The following is a 17,855-nucleotide window of genomic DNA, read 5'->3' as shown; positions in this document are numbered from 1 at the left end:
CGTCTAATCGCTCGGCCGTCAAGGGGGTGAGTGCAAGCCAGTCGTCCTTTCTGTCCATGTTCGTTCGTTCGTATGCCGGGTACAGGGTCGTCTACGCGGTCGATGCAAAGATCGCCGCAGGATGAGTTTCGCAGGTGAGATCTTCCTATGTTCGTTGCGCAATCTGCTTAACGAGGCAGTTGCTTCCCGCTTCGCGGAATGATCCCAGCCACGTCCCGGCAGGGACGGCTCGATGCGTCCTGTAAGAACGCTATTGGTGGAATGGCCCTGAAGAAATCGCCGTGGTCGAGCGTCTGCAGGATCAGGCGGCGGCGGGCGTTCCTCCGTGCGGATCGAACAGCTCGCCCGTCCGGAGCATCGTATGCATGATCACTGCCAGCTTGCGCGCCAGGGCCACGGCGGCTCGTTTGAAGCCGAGCCGTTCTTTGAACTCCAACGCCCAGGTTCGCAGGGTGCTGGTATCCGTCGACCGGTTCAGGATGACCGCGGCCGCTTCGTATAGCAGTCCGCGCAACTGATTGTCGCCACGGCGCGAGATATGGCCGTCATTATCGACCTCGCCGGACTGGTAGCGTCTCGGGGTCAGGCCCACCCATGCGCCCACGGCGCGCGAGTTCCTGAAGTTCGCCGGATCCTCCACGGCCGCGGCAAAGGCGGTGGCTGTGACGGTGCCGACACCGGGCACCGACATGAGCAGACGGCAGTGCTGGTCTTCACGAGCCATCGCGGCCAGTTGCTTGCTCAGCTCTGCTATCGGGTATCGAATATCACTCCATGCCCGAAGCATTGGCACGACGATGCGCGCCAGCTTTGCTTCGCCCTGCAGAAGATCGTGAACGTTGCGCTCGAACACGCTGCCGGCGCCCTTGGGCACACAAGGCCGAACGTCTTCATCAATCCGCGGATTTGGTTGGATATCTGCAAACGCATCTTGAGAAGCTGGCGCCGCGCGGTGATCAGCGTGCGGATCAGCATGCTGTCGAAACCTTTGACCCGAACCTCTCGGTAGAAGCCGACCTCGGCCAGATGTGCCAGGCCATCGGCATCGTTCGCATCGGTCTTGTTCGCGGCCGTGTCGAGCGCGCCTTGGCATGCCGCGCGTCGATGCAGATCACCGGCAGCCCCTCTGCCGTCAGCGCATGGTAGAACCACACCGACAGCGGCCCCGTCTCGAATACCACCCGCCGCACATCGGGCGCGCGCTTGCGGATCAGGGCCGCGAGCAGTTGCGGGTCGGACGCGCACTTGCCCCGCCACATCCTTTGGCCGTCCTGCCGGATCGAAATTTCCGTCTCTTTCATGGATACGTCGAGACCGATATACTGCTCCATGGCTGTCCTCCGTTCGATGCCTGGGCCCGGTGTCCATCGTGAGCCCGTTCTTCATCCTATCGGGGGACAGCCAGCCGGCTAGAGCTCCGAACATCGCCGCCACAGCTTTGGTGGCCACCGCTCCCGCGATTACGTCATGTTCGTGCATGAGGCGCATTGCAGCCCGGCGGCTGTGGGGCCGACAGTGGACTGTCGGCTGTTGAACGTGCCGAATGGAATAGCTGCCGTTCATCAATGGTGCTCCAGCGGCAAGAATACCGCAGGGTGAATTCCTCGAGCAAGCCTGGCACGCCACAGGCGAACTCGTGGCCGTCAGCCGGTCACCGGACACTGAAACGGCCGACGAGAGCTGCTAACCATCAGAAAAATATTGAAGCCATTGTATGCCCCTTCGGTCTGAAAATTCATACAACATAAGGATTTCGTGGTATTGGGTGCTACGGGGGCTAAGATGTCTAACATATCCGAAGCAGAGGACAAGTTGATCGAGCGGGTGTCCCGCGAGTTCGAGCTACCGCCGGTGACCGTGCAGGCGTTGTTGGATCTCGAAAGCGAATTCCCGAACATGTCCGCCCGCAGCGCCAAGTCGCGCTTGACCCGAAGGGTCGAAGAAGTCATTTCAGCCGGGCTGGGGTCGAAGGATTGAAGTTCGTTTCCTTCGATATCGAGAATATGTTCGCCTATAACGGGACCTGCTCGGTGGACCTGTCCGAGACGCAGGATGGTGAGCGCAACATAGTGCTCATCAAGGGGCGCAACGGCGCCGGAAAAACTAGCCTGCTCAACAGCGCGAAACTCCTCTTCGCGGGCGCGCAGGACGAGTCTCTGCGGCGGGTAGGCTTCTCGCGCACCGCGCTTACAGATAAGCAATATGTTCTGGGCCAGCCCGGACGTTGGTCCGGGGTGTTCAACAAGACCGCGCGGCAGCAGGGGCATAACCGTGCTAGCGTGTCGTTGTGCTGGACCGAAGGCGGCGTGGTGCATCGGGCGCGCCGCACTTTCGTTGGCCAGAAGAGCTTTTCGGCATACTCCGAACTGGTCGAATTCGGCCCGGTAAGTTCGCCGCTTGATGGCAACGCTGCGGAGGACGCGCTGCAGGCAATGCTCCCGCGCGAATTGGTGCCCTTCTTCTTTTTTGACGGCGAACAGGTGCAGTCGCTCGCCGACGCGGAGATCGGACGCGAGGCCGGCGAGATCGAACGTCTTTTGGGGCTGCACTTCGTAGCACACCTGATCGATAAGGTGAACGACGACGCCAACCGCCGAAGCCGGGCGCGTTTGCCTGTCGACGTCATGAAAAGCGTCGTTGAGGCGGAAAACGCCGCCCGAGAGGCTCGCGCCAACGAGGCCGTCCAGGCGCGAGCACGGGTGGCGGCCGAGGAAGAACTGCTTGATCTGGAGGCGAGGCGCGCTCGGCTCGATGGGGAACGGCAACGTTTGCGCAGCGGCACCCTTTCGGAAAGCGAGGCGAAGCGCTTCCACGACCGGTTGGAAGTCCTGGCAACCCAACGTCAGACCCTGGCAGACGAATTAGCGGAACGCCTGCCGCTCGAGATCGTCTTCCGTACCCAGCCACACCTTGTGGATGAGGCCTTCGCCGTTTTGGACCGCCAGACCACGGCCGACGCGAGTCTGGCCGGGAGATTACATGCGGAACTACCGGCCATGACGGTACGCAGCCTCACCACGATCGAGGATCCGGTGACGCTGAATGCCAAGCAGCAGACTGACCTGCAGAACGACATTAGGGAATCGTTGCGAACGCTCGGCGTTGTGTCCGGCGATCAGCATCCGGTGTTGGCGTCGCTAAGCGCCAAGAAGACCAAGGCGCTGCGCGACCGGTTCCTAGTCTGGAGAAGCCGCGGAGCCGCCGACTTCGCCGAGGAGCGTGCGCAACTTCGTCGCATGCGCGAACTGGTCACCGAGACGCGTAGATTGCGCAAGGAGCTGGACGAAGCGGAGCTGAGCACCGACGAGGCTCGAGCGCGGTATGAGGAAATCACCGCCGAGATTACTAGGATCGGAGAAGCGATTCGCGACGCGATGCAGCGATCAGCCAAGGCACTGGTGGACGAAAAGGGCTTTGCCCACGAAGCCGTTGGCCACGACGAACGCGCCGCCCAGGAGATGAAGGAGTACAAAGTCTCCATGGAGCTGGACGAAGGTTATCGGTTCGCTCTCCGGGCTAAGCGCGCCCTCGAACGCTATCTGGAACTGCGGCGCTCACGCATCCGACAGTCCGTGGAGGATCGGGTGAACCAAAAGGTGGCCATCCTGCTCGCGCCCAGTGAATTGGTGAAAAGCGTCCGCCTCGACGGACAATTCATCATGAGCTACTTCGACCAGGACGGCGAGGAGGTCTCGCGCCACAGCATCTCGGCAGGCATGCGCCAACTCATCGCCATGTCGATGCTTTGGGCGCTGAAGGAGGAGGCCGCCCGATCCATCCCGGTGATCGTCGACACGCCCCTGGGCCGTATCGACTCCACCAACCGCAACCTCCTGATGCGTGACTATTTTCCGGAGGCTGGCGCGCCTCTCATCCTATTGCCGACCGACACCGAATTCACCGAGATCGCCGACGATCTGCTCGGTGAGCATATCCGGCGCCGATACCGCATCGACAACGAGGGCGGCGAGACCGCCAAGCTGATGCCGGTAGAGCTATGAAGGACAGCATCTATTTCACCGTCGAGGAGCGCGCGTTTTTCGAGCGCATTATCGACGACGGTCTGATGCAGGACGGCAGGCGCGGCGTCTACTGGTGGATTGTCCGCATCGCCATCGCCCGCTCCCTACAGGAAAGCGACGAACCGGACGAGCGCTACAAGGCCATGCCGAAGTCGCCGAGCGAGTTGCATCTGGAGCAGATAACCGGTCGCGCGAAAGAACCCGATTACGACGACGCTTTCGCGCTGCTATTGTCCCTTCGCCGGGACGAGGACCTGTTCGAGAACCACGACCTGTATGTCGAGGTGCTGCAGCGCCACGCGCGTCGTGGTATGGAATTGCTGCACGAAAGCTGGTTGCCGGGTACAAGTTTCCACGATGTCCTCCTAGACAGCCTCTACTTCCGGCCGTCGGTCGACGACGATCACTCGACCAACAAGGGTGACGTACAGTTCGATATCCTCAAGAAGGGACTACAGCAGATCGGCGTGGACGCGAACCCGATCGGCGAGCCCATTTCAGGACCCCGCCTCTCTCGTCACAGGCTGACCTTGGGCGGCGTCGAGGACTACGACAGACTTCGCCGCGGCCTCGAGGATCTGGCCTTCGCCATCGGTCTGGGTACGGGTACGATCGCTTTCGGCCGCGAACCCGGCGAGCGGCGGGTCGTGCTCGACATTCCCCGGCCGTCCGGCGCATGGCGCGACGTGCCGTGGCCTCCGCTGGTTGAGGCGTTCATGTCCTCCGATGCGGCGTTGGCGGTATGCCCAGGCGTCGACGTTATCGGCGAACCCGTCGTGTTCGACTTCGTCGAGGCGCCGCACATGTTCGTGGCTGGCGCCACCGGCAGCGGCAAGTCAGTCTGCATGAACGCCATCCTTCTGTCGATGCTGGCTTCGGACAACCCGCCCGAGTTGCTCATGATCGACCCGAAAGGCGTAGACTTCGCGGAGTACGACGGGCTCAAACTGTTGCGTGGCGAAAAGGTCGTTACCGAGATGGGGGCTGCCGTGGAAATGCTGCGTGCCGTCGTCCAGGAGATGGACGCGCGACAGGAGCGTCTAAGAGAATTCGGCGCCCGGAACATTGCGGAGGCACGTGCCGCCGGCAGTCCGATGAGACGGCTGGTGGTCGTTGTGGACGAGCTCGCCGATTGTCTGATGTCGCGCACCGGTGCGGAAGAGCCACTGGTCCGCATCGCGCAGAAGGCCAGGGCTGTCGGCATCCACCTCCTGCTGGCGACCCAGCGACCGGAAGCAGCTACTTTCCCCGGTCTGCTTAGGGCCAACATACCCAGTCGCATCGCGTTGACGGTCCAAAAGTCCTCGGACTCTAGGATCATTCTTGACGAGTCCGGCGCCGAAGACTTGATGATGCGTGGCGACATGCTCATTAAGCTGGCCGGGAGACCGCTTCTCCGGGCACACGGCGCGCGTGTGGACGTCGCCGATGTGAAGCGAGCCGTAGCCGCGGCCAATTCGAGGCACACATGAACAGACCGACCAAATTCTCTCTGGTGGGCATTTCTACCGTCGACGTCGGCCCTTTGCGGGGAAAGACGTTCGTCCCGTTCCTGGATCCGACAGGCAACCCCACCAACGTCTTCCTGATCATGGGAAAGAACGGCGCGGGCAAGACCACCATTCTCGACGCCATCTACTGCGCTATGTCCTTGCTGCGGGCGCGCACAAGCGAGGCTTACGGCCACGAGGCGCTCGATAGCGGAAAAGGCGCGATCCAGCTCGACGCGCTGGTCCAGCTTGACGACGGGCGCCGGTCGGTTATGCACCTGATCTCGATGGTGGCGGGGGCGGACAAACCGCTGAAATTTTGGACGCCCGAGGAGTGCGAGCGCATCGGAGTGTACGAGGACCAGCAACTGCTTTTCTTCGGCAAAAGGCTCGGCTACGGCCCTGTCGAGCGATCCAACTCGTCCTCCCCGCTGGCGCTCGAATTCGCCGAGGCGATAATCCAGAGCCTAGACCAGCATCCGCTGTCGCTTTGGGGCACCTCGATGGCCCTGCCGACGGTGCTGTATTTCCATTCCGACCGAGGCCTGCGTCGGCCGCCGCACGAAAACCGCTCCATCGTGCGTCCCAAATCCCTGGGCTATTCGCCCGCCCATCTGTTCGGTCCAGACGGCACGAACTGGGCCGAGTCCATCGAGAACCTGCTCGTGTGGTTCGCCTGGCTCGGCGACGACCGGGAAAAGATCTGCCGGGAGATCGTGAACGACGTTGTGTTCAAGGGAACGAAGCGTCTCGGCGCCGTTGATCGCAACGAACTGTCGATCCCCGTGGAGACCGCGAGCGGAGACCATCATCGGCTCGACCAGCTCAGCAGCGGCGAACGGCAACTGGTCCAGTTGGCCATCCGTATCGCCGCACACATGACCGGTTCAACGATCGTGCTGATCGACGAGACCGAACAGCATCTGCATACCGTGATGCGCCGTCGCCTCATCAACATCCTCAAGAGTTGGGCGCAAGAGCGCGACGGTCTGAGTTTCGTGCTGACCTCGCACCAGACGGACTCGATGCGGCTTCTGGCTCCGAAGACCGTCGAGGACGGGCTCTTCAAGAGCGGCTGTCTCGTCAAACCCAAGTTCAGGTCGGACGATGACTGACAATGTAGTCATGTTCGACGAGTTCGACGACGAACGGCAGATCGGTGCTACCCATCTAGGCCTGCCACGCATCGTGCTCGAAGGCGTCGACGACTTGCGGCTGTTCGAGCGGTATTGGTTCGCTAGCTACATGGACCGCGTCGATTTCGTCCAGGCCAACGACCTCGTGCAGGGCTCAGGATGCACCGCGGTGGCCGCCGCGGTCAAAAAGAGTCGTGAGGTGGACAAGATACCTGCGTTCGGTTTCGTGGACCGGGACTGGCTTTTCCGACACCGCGACTGGGATAACCTCTTCGCGCTCGATGATGCCGTTTTCGAGGCGGCGACGTGGAACGAGGAGTTCTATACGACCCGCCGTTGGGAGATCGAAGCCTATCTGCTGGAGCCCGACCTAATGGCCGATCTAGTGAAGTCCTTCACACGATCGGGAAAAGGGACCGAGGCGGAATGCAGGGCGGCGCTCGAGCGTGCATTGGTAGAGATTGAGAACCTCCTGCTCGTGCAGCGGCTTTTCGTGGCGTGTCATGTGGCCGGCATCAATCGCGCGTCGAACCACCTAGTGCACAAGCTCGCCGAAGAGCTCGAAGCCGAGTGCGAGAAGGAGCTGGAGGCTTTCACGCACGAGAACGGCCTGGCGGCTGCCGCGGCTGTCCGACCGCTTCTCGACGCCATCGTGGACTCGTCCCCAGGTCCGGACGAGGACAAGTGGCGTTGGCTTCTCAGGTTCGTGGATACGAAGCGACTCATCGGCAGGCTGAGCAGGCGATTCGACACGGTGGGCGACATCCGCTGGTTCCTCGCCACCATGATGGAGAAGTCCGGTCGGCGGCCTCAGGAGTTGGAGAAGCGCATCAACGAAATCCTGGTGGCCGCCTGAATTGATTACAGACGGGCCATGCCGACCAAGCGCCCAACGAACGTGTCGAAGTCCCCGGTGCTGGCTCTCCAGTCTTCCCACAGCAGCGTTATGCCGCGCTGCCAATGCGATGCCGCCAAGGACTGCATTCGCTTGCGGGTCATCGCTTCGCCCGACCTCGCGTCATGCTCCGAGATCAGGGTGATCCACGTTGCCAGCTCTATACCCTGGCCGAACAGCTGCTCGCCCTTGATCGGCTTGCCGTAACCCATGCTGCCCAATTCAAAGGAGGGGAGTTGGGGAATACTTAGCGACCGACCCAGAGCGAGCCTTGCCGGCCCGTATCGATGCGGCAGACCTAGGAAGCCCTGAAATCGGCTGTTCAGTTCGTCGGCATAGCGCGACGTTCTGAAGTCACCGCGCGTGAATTCTACCATTGTCGCCGACATCAGGATGCCGCTCCCGTTACTGGAAGGCGTTCGGTCGAAGGCAGCTTCAGCGATTCGCCGCTCCGTCGTGTCACAAGCGCCAGCTCGCCGGGATGAAGCTCGGCCGGATGAACAAGAAGGACGAGTTGTCGGTCCATTTCCGTGAAATGGCCGATTACCCTACGGCGATGTTCGGCGTCGAGCCTCGCGAACGGACTGTCCATGATGATGGGGAAGTCCGCGGCTAGGCGGGCGAGAGCGGACATCAGCGACAGCGTGAAGATGTGGTTTTCGCCGGCGCTGGCGTCGAGTTCATGCAGATCCCGTCCGGACCGGTCGAGCAGTGTAACACGTCCCTCCTCGTTGACCTTGATTTGTTCGACCACAGTCTTGTGCGCCATCGAGCGATAGGCGTCGGTAATCTCGGCGGACAGCGCATCGAGGTTTTGCGGAACGGCGGCGTCGGCAAGAGCGTCGATCAGATCGGCGGCCCGGTCCGCCGCGGCGCTCCGTTTGAGTGCCACTGCGTTGCCGCTCTCGCCCAGCGAGACCGCCGCCAACTGTTGCTCCTCGCATGAACGCCTGTCCTCCAACTCCCGCAACGCGGCAGCTTCCATCGCGTGACGGGCTTCCGCGCGGGCCAGTTCTTCCTGGATTCCGTTCAACTCCTCCGCCAACGACTTGGACTCGTCGTCCGTACCCTTCTGCTCGCCTAAGGCGCGATCGAGTTGGCCAATTCTCTCGTCGGCCCTAGAAACCGCGCGGGCGAGATCCCGGATGTCGGAGGCACTGACCGACGACAACTTACGGAGATGCTCCGCCACGGAAAGGCGATCTGTCTCGCCCAAATGCGAGAGCAGGGGGCCGCCGGCATCCGCGGTGCGATTTCCCCACATCTCCCGCCACGCCAGGGCGAGAGCACGGGCGACATCGTCCGTCACCGTCGTGTGGCGCGAGACGCGGTCCACGAATTCCGAGGCGCGGTTCAGGTTCCGCTCCTCGTCCCCCTTGACTTGCGCGGCCTTATGCTCAGCCTCGATCCGCTCTAGTGCGGCAGTCCTGAGAGTTTCGCCGGCCAGCGCCTGTGCGAGCTCGCCGCTCAGCAAACGACGCAGTTCGTCGCGGAGAGCGTCTCGTTCCCGGATCACGCTTTCGCGCTGCTCGAAATGCGTCTTGAACGCACGGTAGCTGTCGCCGTGCAGGCGGCCGATACGGCTGACTACGTCATCACGCCGCTCCCGCAACGGCCCGATGACCGCCAGAAGCAGTTCCACCGACGTCGCGCGTTCCTCGATCTCGCGCCCCAGATTGTTAAGCGCGAGCCGGGCTTCGGCCGTGGCAGCCGCGTTGTCGGGAAGGTTGCGGCGCCGCTCCCGCGCATAGGTGCGAAGGTCAGCCGAGGCGCGATGCAGCCGGTCGATCCCGATCGCGGCTTCCAGCGCCGTCTTGACCTGGCCGTCCATATTGATGCTCGCCATGCGCTCGAGGTGTTCACCGTCTAGGATGAAGAAGCCCGCAAGATTGTCCTGAAGGATGTTCTGATCGACGAAGTCCCGGACGAACCGCTCGTCGTCTTCGGGGTCGGGGGAAGCAAGGATTATGCGGTCGGCCCCTTGGAAGATGCGCACTTCCTCGTCGTTCTTGCGCAGGGCGCCGTCAACGAAATGCCAGATCCTCTCGATGACGTACTCGTTGTCGTCCGATTGGAAAGTGATCTCAATCGCGATTTGCGCCCGCCCTTGGCGCGCTCCTGAGTTCAGCGCACGCTCCATGAAGCGTTCATATGACCGGTCTACACGGCTGACGGAATTAGCGCGGGCCAGCAGCGGAATGCCAAGCCGCCCGTAGAGACACAGCACGAAGGCCTCGAGTAGGCTGGTCTTCCCTGATCCGTTGTTACCCTCGATCAGCGCGACTGGTTTTTCGCGACCATAGGGAATGTCCAACCGGAAGCGACGATAGGACTTCCAGTTGCGTAGCCCGATGGCGTTAAGGCGCATGCTATTCCCGGGCCTTGTCTAAAATAGCATCGAAGCGCTGGAAGAGACCGCGGCGGCGTAGCATACCGGCATGCTCATCGATGGCGTCCAAAAGGTCATCCACGATCGTGGGATCAACACCCCGTTCGGTGGACAGTCGCTGCAGCAATTCCCGACCGGCGGGCGTACGGAGCAGCGCCGGCTTCACGAAACCGCCTCAAGAGCGGTAGCCTCGACAGAAGCGACGACGGCGGCGGCGTCCTCGGCCCAGATGCGGTTGATCGCCTCGATCTCGGCGGCGGTGATCAGGGTGCGGCCGGTGGCACGTTCGACCTGATGCAGGCGATCGAGAATTTCCCGACGCGCGGTCGGCGTGAACGGTCCCGGGACCAATGAGCCGTCGGCAAGGAACGTCGTCTGGCCGTTGCGGCGCCGCGCCGATCGGCGAGCCGGATCGTTTCGGATTTCGGCAAGCCAGTCGCGGAAATCCATAAGTGGTTCGAGGTTCTCGTGACCCGCCTCGATGAAGCCGGCCATACTCCGGTCCTTCACGACGACGGTGCAGGTCCAGCAGCCGAATCGCGAGGACGACGTACCGCATGACGGAGCATCATCCTTACTGAGCACCAGCGGGCACTCGCCCCCCTGACCATCCTTGTAGAGTGCCACCAGATCGCGGTGGCTGCCGCCCCATGGTGGGCGACGTTGCAACAGGGTTGTCCAGACCTCGTCGGTGGAGAAATCCACGATCGGACGAAACACCTTACAGCCTTTGAGGTCGTTGTGGTCATTCAGCCTCTCGCCGTTATCATACCGGCTCATGCTAACCGCTCGAGTCGCTGATTCCTGACGGCGCACACCAAGCAAAAGGATGACTTCGCCGTTTTCAGATACTCGACTCCGGATGTAATGGGATGTCGGCTGGATCTTCATGCGGTCCGTACACCAGCGGAAGGTCCTGCTTGGGGCCGGATAGCCCCGTCCGATCAAGTTGACCCAGAAAGTCTGGTCGACCTTGGGCGCCGTCTTCGCCACGACTATGGGCAAGCGCATCGCCGTCACAGCGTCAGAAATGCGGTCCAAGGTCCTGTCAACCAGGTCGGCGACAACCGGGGCTTCGACGAGGGTGTCGTTCGAGACGACGTGCACCGTGCGTTTTCGTTCGCTGGGCGGGAGCTCGAGCAGCATCTCCATCGCCAGCTGCAGGACAAGGGTACTGTCCTTGCCGCCGGAGAAGCCGATGATCCAGGGATATTTGTGGTTTTGACCGTACTCATCCGCCAGATCAGCCTTGGCCGCTTCGAGCTTGTCCTCGAGCGCGTCCTCATCCATCTGGGCAGCTAAAGGCAACAGGCTCATCGACTTAAGCTCCTTTGGTCCGGTTGTAGCCGACTCGGCGCAGTTTAGCCACCGCTTCCGCCATCGTCCCGGCGCCTGTTAACACCTCGTCGAGCGTAGTGAACCGTCCGAAGCCGATGCGGATGGCTTCTTCGGCGCGCTCCAAGCCAAACCCCAGTGCCATCACGACGTGGCTGGGATCGAGGCTGTCGGAAGTGCATGCCGAACCCGAAGCTACCGACACTTTCCCGCGCAGGCGCATTAGCAACGCCTCGGCGTCCACACCGTCGAAGCTGAGATTGAGATTTCCCGGCAAGCGTTCGCCCATCGTACCGTTGATCGTGAACCGCACGCCGATCTCGCGCAGACGTTCCATGAATGCGGCCCGCAACTCCCGCAGGAGCCCAGCCTCCTTCGTCATCACTTCCCCGGATATCCTGCAGGCCTCGCCGAAGCCGACACATAGCGCCACCGGCAACGTACCGCTGCGGAAGCCGCGCTCCTGACCGCCCCCCTCGATGATCGGGCTGATGCGTCGACCCGCGTCACGGGACATATAGAGGGCGCCAACGCCCATCGGTCCGTACAGCTTGTGCGACGAGATACTAGCCATGTCGACACCGGTTTCGGCCACGTCGAACGGAACTTTGCCTATCGCCTGCGCCGCGTCGCTGTGGAATAAGGCGCCGGCGCGCTTCGCGATCCGGGAGATTTCCGCGAGGGGTTGCAGGACGCCGATCTCGTTGTTGGCGGCCATGGCGCTGACCACGGCCGTCCCTTCGTCCACAGTCTGCGCAAGTGCATCGAGATCGACAAGGCCTTCGCCGTCCACGCCGATGATCGTCGACCGGGCGCCTCTCCGGCCAGTCGCCAGCACCACATCTAATACGGCATGGTGTTCGGTAGCCAAGGTGACGACGCCGTCCCGCCTGGACGAAGCGAGCGGGCCCTTGATTGCAAGGTTGTCGGCCTCCGTGGCACCCGAGGTGAAGACGATCTCGTCCGGTTCAGCACCGACCAGGGCGGCGACTTGCGCCCGCGCCGTGTCCACCGCGGCCATCGCCGCGATGCCGTGGTCATGGCGACTGGAGTGCGGATTCCCCAACGCAGTTAGATGCGGCAGCATGGCTTCTAGGACACGAGGGTCCAGCGGCGTCGTCGCTTGGTAGTCGAGATAGATTCCGTGTCTATCGATCGAGCCCATGGCGTCAGTGATGTGTTCAGCCGGTGGTTTCATTCGCCCCCGGATTAACCCCTAGAGTCGCTGAGTGCAACACCCGCACCGGGGCCGGGGTATTGGTCGCCAAGGAACTGTTCGGACGGCAGTCTGCTCCCCCCTAATGCCTTGGCACCACCTGTCATATCAAAGTCGGCGGCAACTGTCGCCGGCGATGTCGATCGTCGTCGAGGCGCTGAGGCATAGGGCCCAGCAAAACGGGTGAGCTCGTCACGTCATGGTTGGTTCGAGCGACGTCCGCTTTCAGAGGGTGGCCATCAACTTTCAATGACCGACATTGCGCGTATAGCTGCCAATAAGACACGTAGAGACGCCTTCGTGCTGACGTGAACGACCTGCGAGGTCGCGAGCGTTAGAAATTCGAAGCCTCCTGAATCTATCCTAAATCCGAATCTAGTGACCTAATTTGTCCAACAAGCACACGCAATTCGGGTTGAGGCGTGATCCAGAAACTTCGAAAAGCTTCCAGGAACCCCAGCGCGCGCCCTGCCGGAACCTGGCCGAGAATGATGGCGGAGCCGGCAGCAGCGAAATTGATGGCCACGCCGGAGACAATCTGGCCGCCCCAATGGGTGAGCGAGGCGAAACTGTGCACCAGCGCGAAAAATGACGGCGGTGAACCGCGGCCGCCCAGGCGCCGCAACCGCGAGGCAGGCGAGCAGCAACGGCCCGGAGAACACCAGTTGCTCGGCGGCGATGGTGCGGGTCGCATCCTGCACCGGCATCATGAGGGCGCCCGCCGAAGCGAGCATGGCGAGTAATCGGACAGCAGGCACAGCATTCAAATCCTCGAAGGTGTCCGTCGACATTCGACAAGAGACATATGGCGCGGCGCGAGCGCTGGCGCTGTACGACCTACGAAGCGGCGCTCAATCCGAGGCGATGCCATTCTTGATCCGTGTGAGGTGGCTTTCGCCGTCCTCCGGGCCGAAGCAGCTTTCGAAATCATTGCATTCCCGGCAACTGGGCGCGCTGCACAGCGAAAAACCTTCGGCCTCGCAGAGCTTGCGGTAAAAGTATTTCTTCCATTTCATGTTTTGGGTGTTGCCGGCCGCCAGCGTCGGAAAATGCGAGGCGAGCAGGCGGCCGAGGTCGGTTCGATTAAAAAGGCCAAGGTCCTGCCAGAGATGGTCATTGCGCATGGCACGCCGGGCGATGATCTTGGCGAAGCGGGCGCTCGCCGGGTCGCCGGGCCGGGCATGCGCCAGCAGCAGTCCGCGCAGAAGTTCTTCCTCCAGATCCGGCTCGGGCTCGCTCACCTCTTCCAAGGCAAACGCGTTGATAGGAATAGCAGGGAAACAGCGGGCCAGGACATCGCGCAGCTCGGCGCGCGAAAGGCCGGTTGCCTCCGTCGCCGTCGCCTCGCCGGCCTCGATCTCCTCGAGCGCACGTGAAAGCACACAGGCAAGCACATGCTGGTCGAACCTCCTCTCCAGCTCGATTTGCGGCCATCGGCCGGTGCTGAGCCGGGCATAGTGTTGGGCAAATATGGTGCCGTTCTCCTGGGTTGTCCTATCAAGTAATGCAGCGACCCGGCCGGCCGCAACATGGGTCGGGGAGTTCTTCGGGTAGAGGCAGTCGCGGATCGCCTCGCGGTCGAGTAGTTCGGTAATTTTCGTCTGGTCCATCGGCTCTGTGGCAAATTCTGTGATTGGAAGAGGCGTTTCGCGAGCCCCCGCCCTGCCGTTTGCGCCTATGGGGAACACTGGCGCCGGAAATGCCCTCGCAGAGTTGGAGGTGGACCGTGCAGGACAAACGTCGCGTGCTGAGTGCGGCCACATGGTCGGCCCCATTCAAGCCCGCCAGAAGCTCGGTTGAATGAGTCCTCAAATCGCGCAGCGGGTGAGTTCCAGCGCACGTTCAGGACAGGATCGCGCGCCTCGGGATGCAGGCAGCTCCTCCCCTTCCGCAACTTCAATGTCACCAGGCAGGATGTAGCCCTCGTCATCAAGCTTGAAGATGTCCGGCGCTTGCGCCGCACATCGCGCGTGACCCTGGCATTTGGCCTTTTGGACGATGATGCGCATGGCGCTGCCTCGATTGTCTGTGCCCCGACTCGGGGCGGGCCTAAGACCAGTCCAGGATCAAATTTTCGATCCCGAACACATGGCCGCCAGAGGTTATCGGTGCCGTACCCTGCTTGATCCTGAAAGCCGGGATGCGCGCCAGCCACTCCTCCAGGCCAATGACAATCTCCCGCCGGGCAAGGTGTGAGCCAAGGCAACGGTGGGGACCATAGCCAAACGCTGCGTGGCGGTTGTCCTCCCGCTCCAAGTCGATCGTGTTGGGGTATTCGAATTCCGCCGGGTCACGATTGGCAATCATCGTGGCGCAGGAAACATAGTCCCCCTTCCGGATCGGCGCGCCTTCGAAGTCGATATCTTTCGTAGCCACGCGGATCAACTGAATGGGCGGATAGGCCCGCAGCAATTCTTCGGTTGCGAGCGGGATGCGGTCCGGTTCGCTCCGCAGCAATTGCTGATCTTTGAGGTTGCGCGCGAGGTACGCCAAGTCAAAGCCTATAGCTGCTGCGACCGTGTCGAGCCCAGCGACGAAGACAAGCACGCCGATGCCGCGGACTTGGGTGTCCGTCAGCCGGCGGCCCTCGACCTGTGCCTGCACGATAAAGGTCATGAAATCGTCAACCGCCTCCTGGCGGCGCATGGCTGCAAGTTCGTCGATGAATGCCACGATCGTCCGGGCAGCCACAGGTCGTTCCTTATCGTCGCCGTGGAGCAGATCTTTCCCCCAGCCGACGAATGTATCGAGTCGGTCATCGGGCAACCCCAGAAAGCGAAGAAAGGTGCTCACCGCGAAAGGAAAGGCAAAATCCTTCATCGCGTCGCAGCTTGTGCCCGATGCGACAATTCTATCGATCAGCATGATCGCTTGTTCGCGGACAGCCGGCTCCAACACCCTCACCCGCTTTGGCGAAAGCAGCGGATTGAGCAGTGAGCGAAAGACGCCATGGGCCGGTGGATCGAGCTCAAGCGGGATCGTCGGCCAGTTTTCACCCAGTATGGAGGAGAAGATGCTGCGATGGCTGGAAAAAGTCTCTGCGTCCTGCAGCACCTTCCGCTGGTCCGCGGCACGGGTGATGACCCAGGTACCCCGGCCATCTTGCGTGTTGTAGCGGGAGTAAAAGATCGGAGGCCCGTCATGTACGCAAGCGACAGCTGCGTGTGGATCCCCGTTGGGTGTTGGTGGCATCCCTGGCGATGTAAACAGGCTGAAGTCCCTCACCATTTCGGGCGGGACATGATCTGGAACGGGCTTGGTCGCCATTTTGCTTTCTCTACATTGACGTTCATGGCTCGATTGAGATTGCACCTCTGTTCATAAAGTCGATTTGCAGCATGGGTACGTCTCGGGTCGGGCGCCTTCTAGATTCTGTCGCCCGATACAGCCCACCTGCACCAGCGCGGATGAGATCGGTTGCGAAGTCAATCAGAAGGGCATCTCCGCTGCGCAGCGGTCATGAAGCAAAGCCGCCGCTTGTTCCCGTCAGGGTCGAGAGGCTGGTCAATCACCGCTGAGCTCCGTGACGCACTGCTGATGCCCTGCTGATCAAATAGTCGAAGCAAGTCGCGTGCCGGATAGGCGTACCCATGGCGCTGCAGCAAGCGATGCCAGCCTGCACTGGGCCCGTCGCCGCTAAGTTGATGATCACCTGTCCATCATTCTTAGGACAACGTCCGACAACCGACATCCACGGTCGGTTTTGTCGAGTCCGCGACATCGGGCAGTTCGGCCTGGCGGCTGCTGCACAGCCTTCCGGTCGACGAGCGAGGAGATCGCTCGCAGGGCCCGGATTGAGCAACGACGCGATCCACCGAAAGGATCGGGTGTGGTCCGACAAGACCCGCGGCGCTTGCCCGCGATGATCGAAATTATCAACAAGGTCGAGCCGCGCTTCGGTTCGGCGCTGATGGCGTATGCGTTGTATCACTCGCAGCCGCTGCAAGGATTTCCGGTCAGACGAGCGATGCACTCGTGCGCAGCGATCCGGCCGGCGACGAGCCTGACTGTATCGATGCGGTCCAATTCCGGCGTGCACACCTGACCGTCCGCATGCGCTACGACGGCAAGCTCTATCGCACATGGACCTATATTTCCTCGCGAGCCGCTGTCGGAACGTGGTGCCGAGTCCTATGGCGGCCGGTTCATTCCGAGGGCCTGTCGGCTCTACACATCCCTGTCGGTCGGACCGGGAACGCGTGGCAGACTCTCGGCCAGAAACCGCCAGTCGCTGCGCTCGCGTTCGCCTTCCTTGCGCGCGCCGAAGAACTGGATGATCATCTTGCCGTCGGCGCCATAGGCTTCAACGGACGTGACGTGACCGTCCCTCGTCGGCTTGCGCACGGCCCAGACCTCGCGGATGTGATGAGTCCTAAGATGGAGATTGAAGTTCTCGTCGAGCACATTGATCCGCGGCCCGATCTGCTTGACCGACTTGATCGGGCCGGAATGGATCTGGATGCAACCACGATTGCCGACAAAGCACATGATCGGCATCTCGTCTTCGGCCGCCTGTTGGAACAGGGCGCCAACGGCGTCATTGTCGAGCAGCCAGGCGTAATCCTCGTCGGCCATACGCATCGCCTGGCAGCGGCTGAGCTTCAGTGTCTTCAACATATGGTAGAACTGATGCACGTCGCTCAGCCGGCTCCAGTGCTCGCGTAGGTCGTCGACCGTGGCGGCTTGGTCTTGACTCACTGCGTTATCGCGCGCCCCGCTCGCCTCGACCGATATGATCGGCTCCTGGTCGGAGGATACGAGCTCTGCCGCCAGATTCTGATAGGCGTGCAGGTTCGAGGCGGGCCTGAGATGTATTTTGTGCATCGCCTCGCCGGTGGCATCAAAGAATTGCAGGCTGCGGCGGATCTCGGCTTCCTCGCGCTTCTCGACGGCGAAGCCATACGCCCACGCTTTCGGGAAGATGCGCAGGTCGATCTCGTCGCCGAGCACCATGGCATGCGGGTTGCCGGTGACCACTTTGTCGTAAACGCCGATCTTTTTGTGCACGGCACTTTGGTTGCGGGTGACCGCCATCACCTCGCCGACCGCTTCGAGGCCGGTCAGCAGATCATCGACGCGCGGCTCGATGCGCACCGCGCCGTGACCACAATGCGCCGCGACCAATTCGGCTTCCGAAATGCCCAATCGAGCGGCGAGATCATGCTCCCGGATTTTCGGATTGTCTTCGCACGCCCGCCGGATTTCGTCCGGCGACGGTTTCTCGCGCTGGTCCATGTCTTACCCCTGCTTCCACCTAAGTGTGAGGATCAGCTGCCCTGCCGGTGAATCTTCAGCCGATCGGGCGCGCCGTAATGCTCGACCCTGATCTGCTGCTGGCCCGTGAACAAAGTGTCGCTGGACAGCGTGCGCAC

At 61.8% G+C, this 17,855-nt stretch carries 14 protein-coding genes and 3 pseudogenes; 6 read left to right on the top strand and 11 right to left on the bottom strand.

Features of this window, described 5'->3' with window-relative positions; all coding sequences use genetic code 11:
- Window positions 1-301: 301 nt before the first annotated feature.
- Window positions 302-1,331: pseudogene (locus NKI18_RS25825) on the bottom strand (IS110 family RNA-guided transposase).
- A gap of 451 nt (window positions 1,332-1,782) precedes the next feature.
- Between NKI18_RS25825 and NKI18_RS25820 the strand changes: the two are divergent.
- Genes NKI18_RS25820 through NKI18_RS25800 form a run of 5 tightly spaced genes read left to right on the top strand, consistent with a single transcriptional unit; the run spans window position 1,783 to window position 7,504 of the window.
- Window positions 1,783-1,977 (top strand): hypothetical protein, encoded by a 195-nt coding sequence (locus tag NKI18_RS25820; protein ID WP_124998072.1) that lies wholly within the window; start codon window positions 1,783-1,785, stop codon window positions 1,975-1,977.
- Window positions 1,974-4,001, top strand: coding sequence for a hypothetical protein (locus NKI18_RS25815; protein ID WP_352752935.1), 2,028 nt, complete (start codon window positions 1,974-1,976; stop codon window positions 3,999-4,001). Before NKI18_RS25820 ends, NKI18_RS25815 begins: the two co-directional genes overlap by 4 nt.
- Window positions 3,998-5,494: an FtsK/SpoIIIE domain-containing protein gene (locus NKI18_RS25810; protein ID WP_353020948.1), complete on the top strand. Its 1,497-nt coding sequence runs from the start codon at window positions 3,998-4,000 to the stop codon at window positions 5,492-5,494. Before NKI18_RS25815 ends, NKI18_RS25810 begins: the two co-directional genes overlap by 4 nt.
- A complete protein-coding gene (locus NKI18_RS25805; RefSeq protein WP_353000335.1) occupies window positions 5,491-6,627 on the top strand; it encodes an AAA family ATPase in 1,137 nt (378 codons plus the stop codon). The genes NKI18_RS25810 and NKI18_RS25805 overlap by 4 nt, the downstream gene beginning before the upstream one ends.
- Before the next feature lie 10 nt (window positions 6,628-6,637).
- Window positions 6,638-7,504, top strand: a complete 867-nt coding sequence (locus NKI18_RS25800; RefSeq protein ID WP_352752940.1) for a hypothetical protein — start codon at window positions 6,638-6,640, stop codon at window positions 7,502-7,504.
- 5 nt (window positions 7,505-7,509) lie between these two features.
- Here NKI18_RS25800 and NKI18_RS25795 read toward each other — a convergent pair whose 3' ends face one another.
- From NKI18_RS25795 to NKI18_RS25755, 9 genes and pseudogenes are all read right to left on the bottom strand, one after another.
- Window positions 7,510-7,932: a hypothetical protein gene (locus tag NKI18_RS25795; protein ID WP_352752941.1), complete on the bottom strand. Its 423-nt coding sequence runs from the start codon at window positions 7,930-7,932 to the stop codon at window positions 7,510-7,512.
- Window positions 7,932-9,911, bottom strand: coding sequence for an AAA family ATPase (locus NKI18_RS25790; RefSeq protein WP_352921939.1), 1,980 nt, complete (start codon window positions 9,909-9,911; stop codon window positions 7,932-7,934). The genes NKI18_RS25795 and NKI18_RS25790 overlap by 1 nt, the downstream gene beginning before the upstream one ends.
- Window position 9,912: 1 nt before the next feature.
- A complete protein-coding gene (locus NKI18_RS25785) occupies window positions 9,913-10,098 on the bottom strand; it encodes a hypothetical protein (protein WP_124998086.1) in 186 nt (61 codons plus the stop codon).
- A complete protein-coding gene (gene dndC / locus NKI18_RS25780) occupies window positions 10,095-11,249 on the bottom strand; it encodes a DNA phosphorothioation system sulfurtransferase DndC (RefSeq protein WP_352921941.1) in 1,155 nt (384 codons plus the stop codon). Before dndC ends, NKI18_RS25785 begins: the two co-directional genes overlap by 4 nt.
- A gap of 4 nt (window positions 11,250-11,253) precedes the next feature.
- Window positions 11,254-12,465 (bottom strand): cysteine desulfurase family protein, encoded by a 1,212-nt coding sequence (locus tag NKI18_RS25775; protein ID WP_352752946.1) that lies wholly within the window; start codon window positions 12,463-12,465, stop codon window positions 11,254-11,256.
- A gap of 496 nt (window positions 12,466-12,961) precedes the next feature.
- Window positions 12,962-13,069: pseudogene (locus NKI18_RS25770) on the bottom strand (ABC transporter permease); the annotation flags it as partial.
- 265 nt (window positions 13,070-13,334) lie between these two features.
- Window positions 13,335-14,093 (bottom strand): nitrogen fixation protein NifQ, encoded by a 759-nt coding sequence (locus NKI18_RS25765; RefSeq protein WP_353020941.1) that lies wholly within the window; start codon window positions 14,091-14,093, stop codon window positions 13,335-13,337.
- Between the two features lie 198 nt (window positions 14,094-14,291).
- Window positions 14,292-14,492 carry a ferredoxin gene (locus NKI18_RS25760; protein ID WP_353020938.1) on the bottom strand — a complete coding sequence of 67 codons (201 nt, stop codon included), beginning with the start codon at window positions 14,490-14,492 and terminating at the stop codon, window positions 14,292-14,294.
- A gap of 40 nt (window positions 14,493-14,532) precedes the next feature.
- The gene (locus NKI18_RS25755) at window positions 14,533-15,750 is read right to left on the bottom strand and encodes a cytochrome P450 (RefSeq protein WP_353020935.1); all 1,218 of its coding nucleotides are present in this window, start codon (window positions 15,748-15,750) and stop codon (window positions 14,533-14,535) included.
- A gap of 436 nt (window positions 15,751-16,186) precedes the next feature.
- Between NKI18_RS25755 and NKI18_RS33430 the strand changes: the two are divergent.
- Window positions 16,187-16,528 (top strand): annotated as a pseudogene (locus NKI18_RS33430) (hypothetical protein).
- Between the two features lie 122 nt (window positions 16,529-16,650).
- Here NKI18_RS33430 and NKI18_RS25745 read toward each other — a convergent pair.
- Window positions 16,651-17,718, bottom strand: coding sequence for a hemin-degrading factor (locus NKI18_RS25745; RefSeq protein ID WP_353020933.1), 1,068 nt, complete (start codon window positions 17,716-17,718; stop codon window positions 16,651-16,653).
- Window positions 17,719-17,855 lie beyond the last annotated feature (137 nt).

It is taken from the genome of Mesorhizobium sp. M0800 (assembly GCF_040320095.1).
In the GTDB taxonomy this organism is placed as follows: Bacteria; Pseudomonadota; Alphaproteobacteria; order Rhizobiales; family Rhizobiaceae; genus Mesorhizobium.
This window is presented reverse-complemented; position numbering and strand designations above follow the sequence as displayed.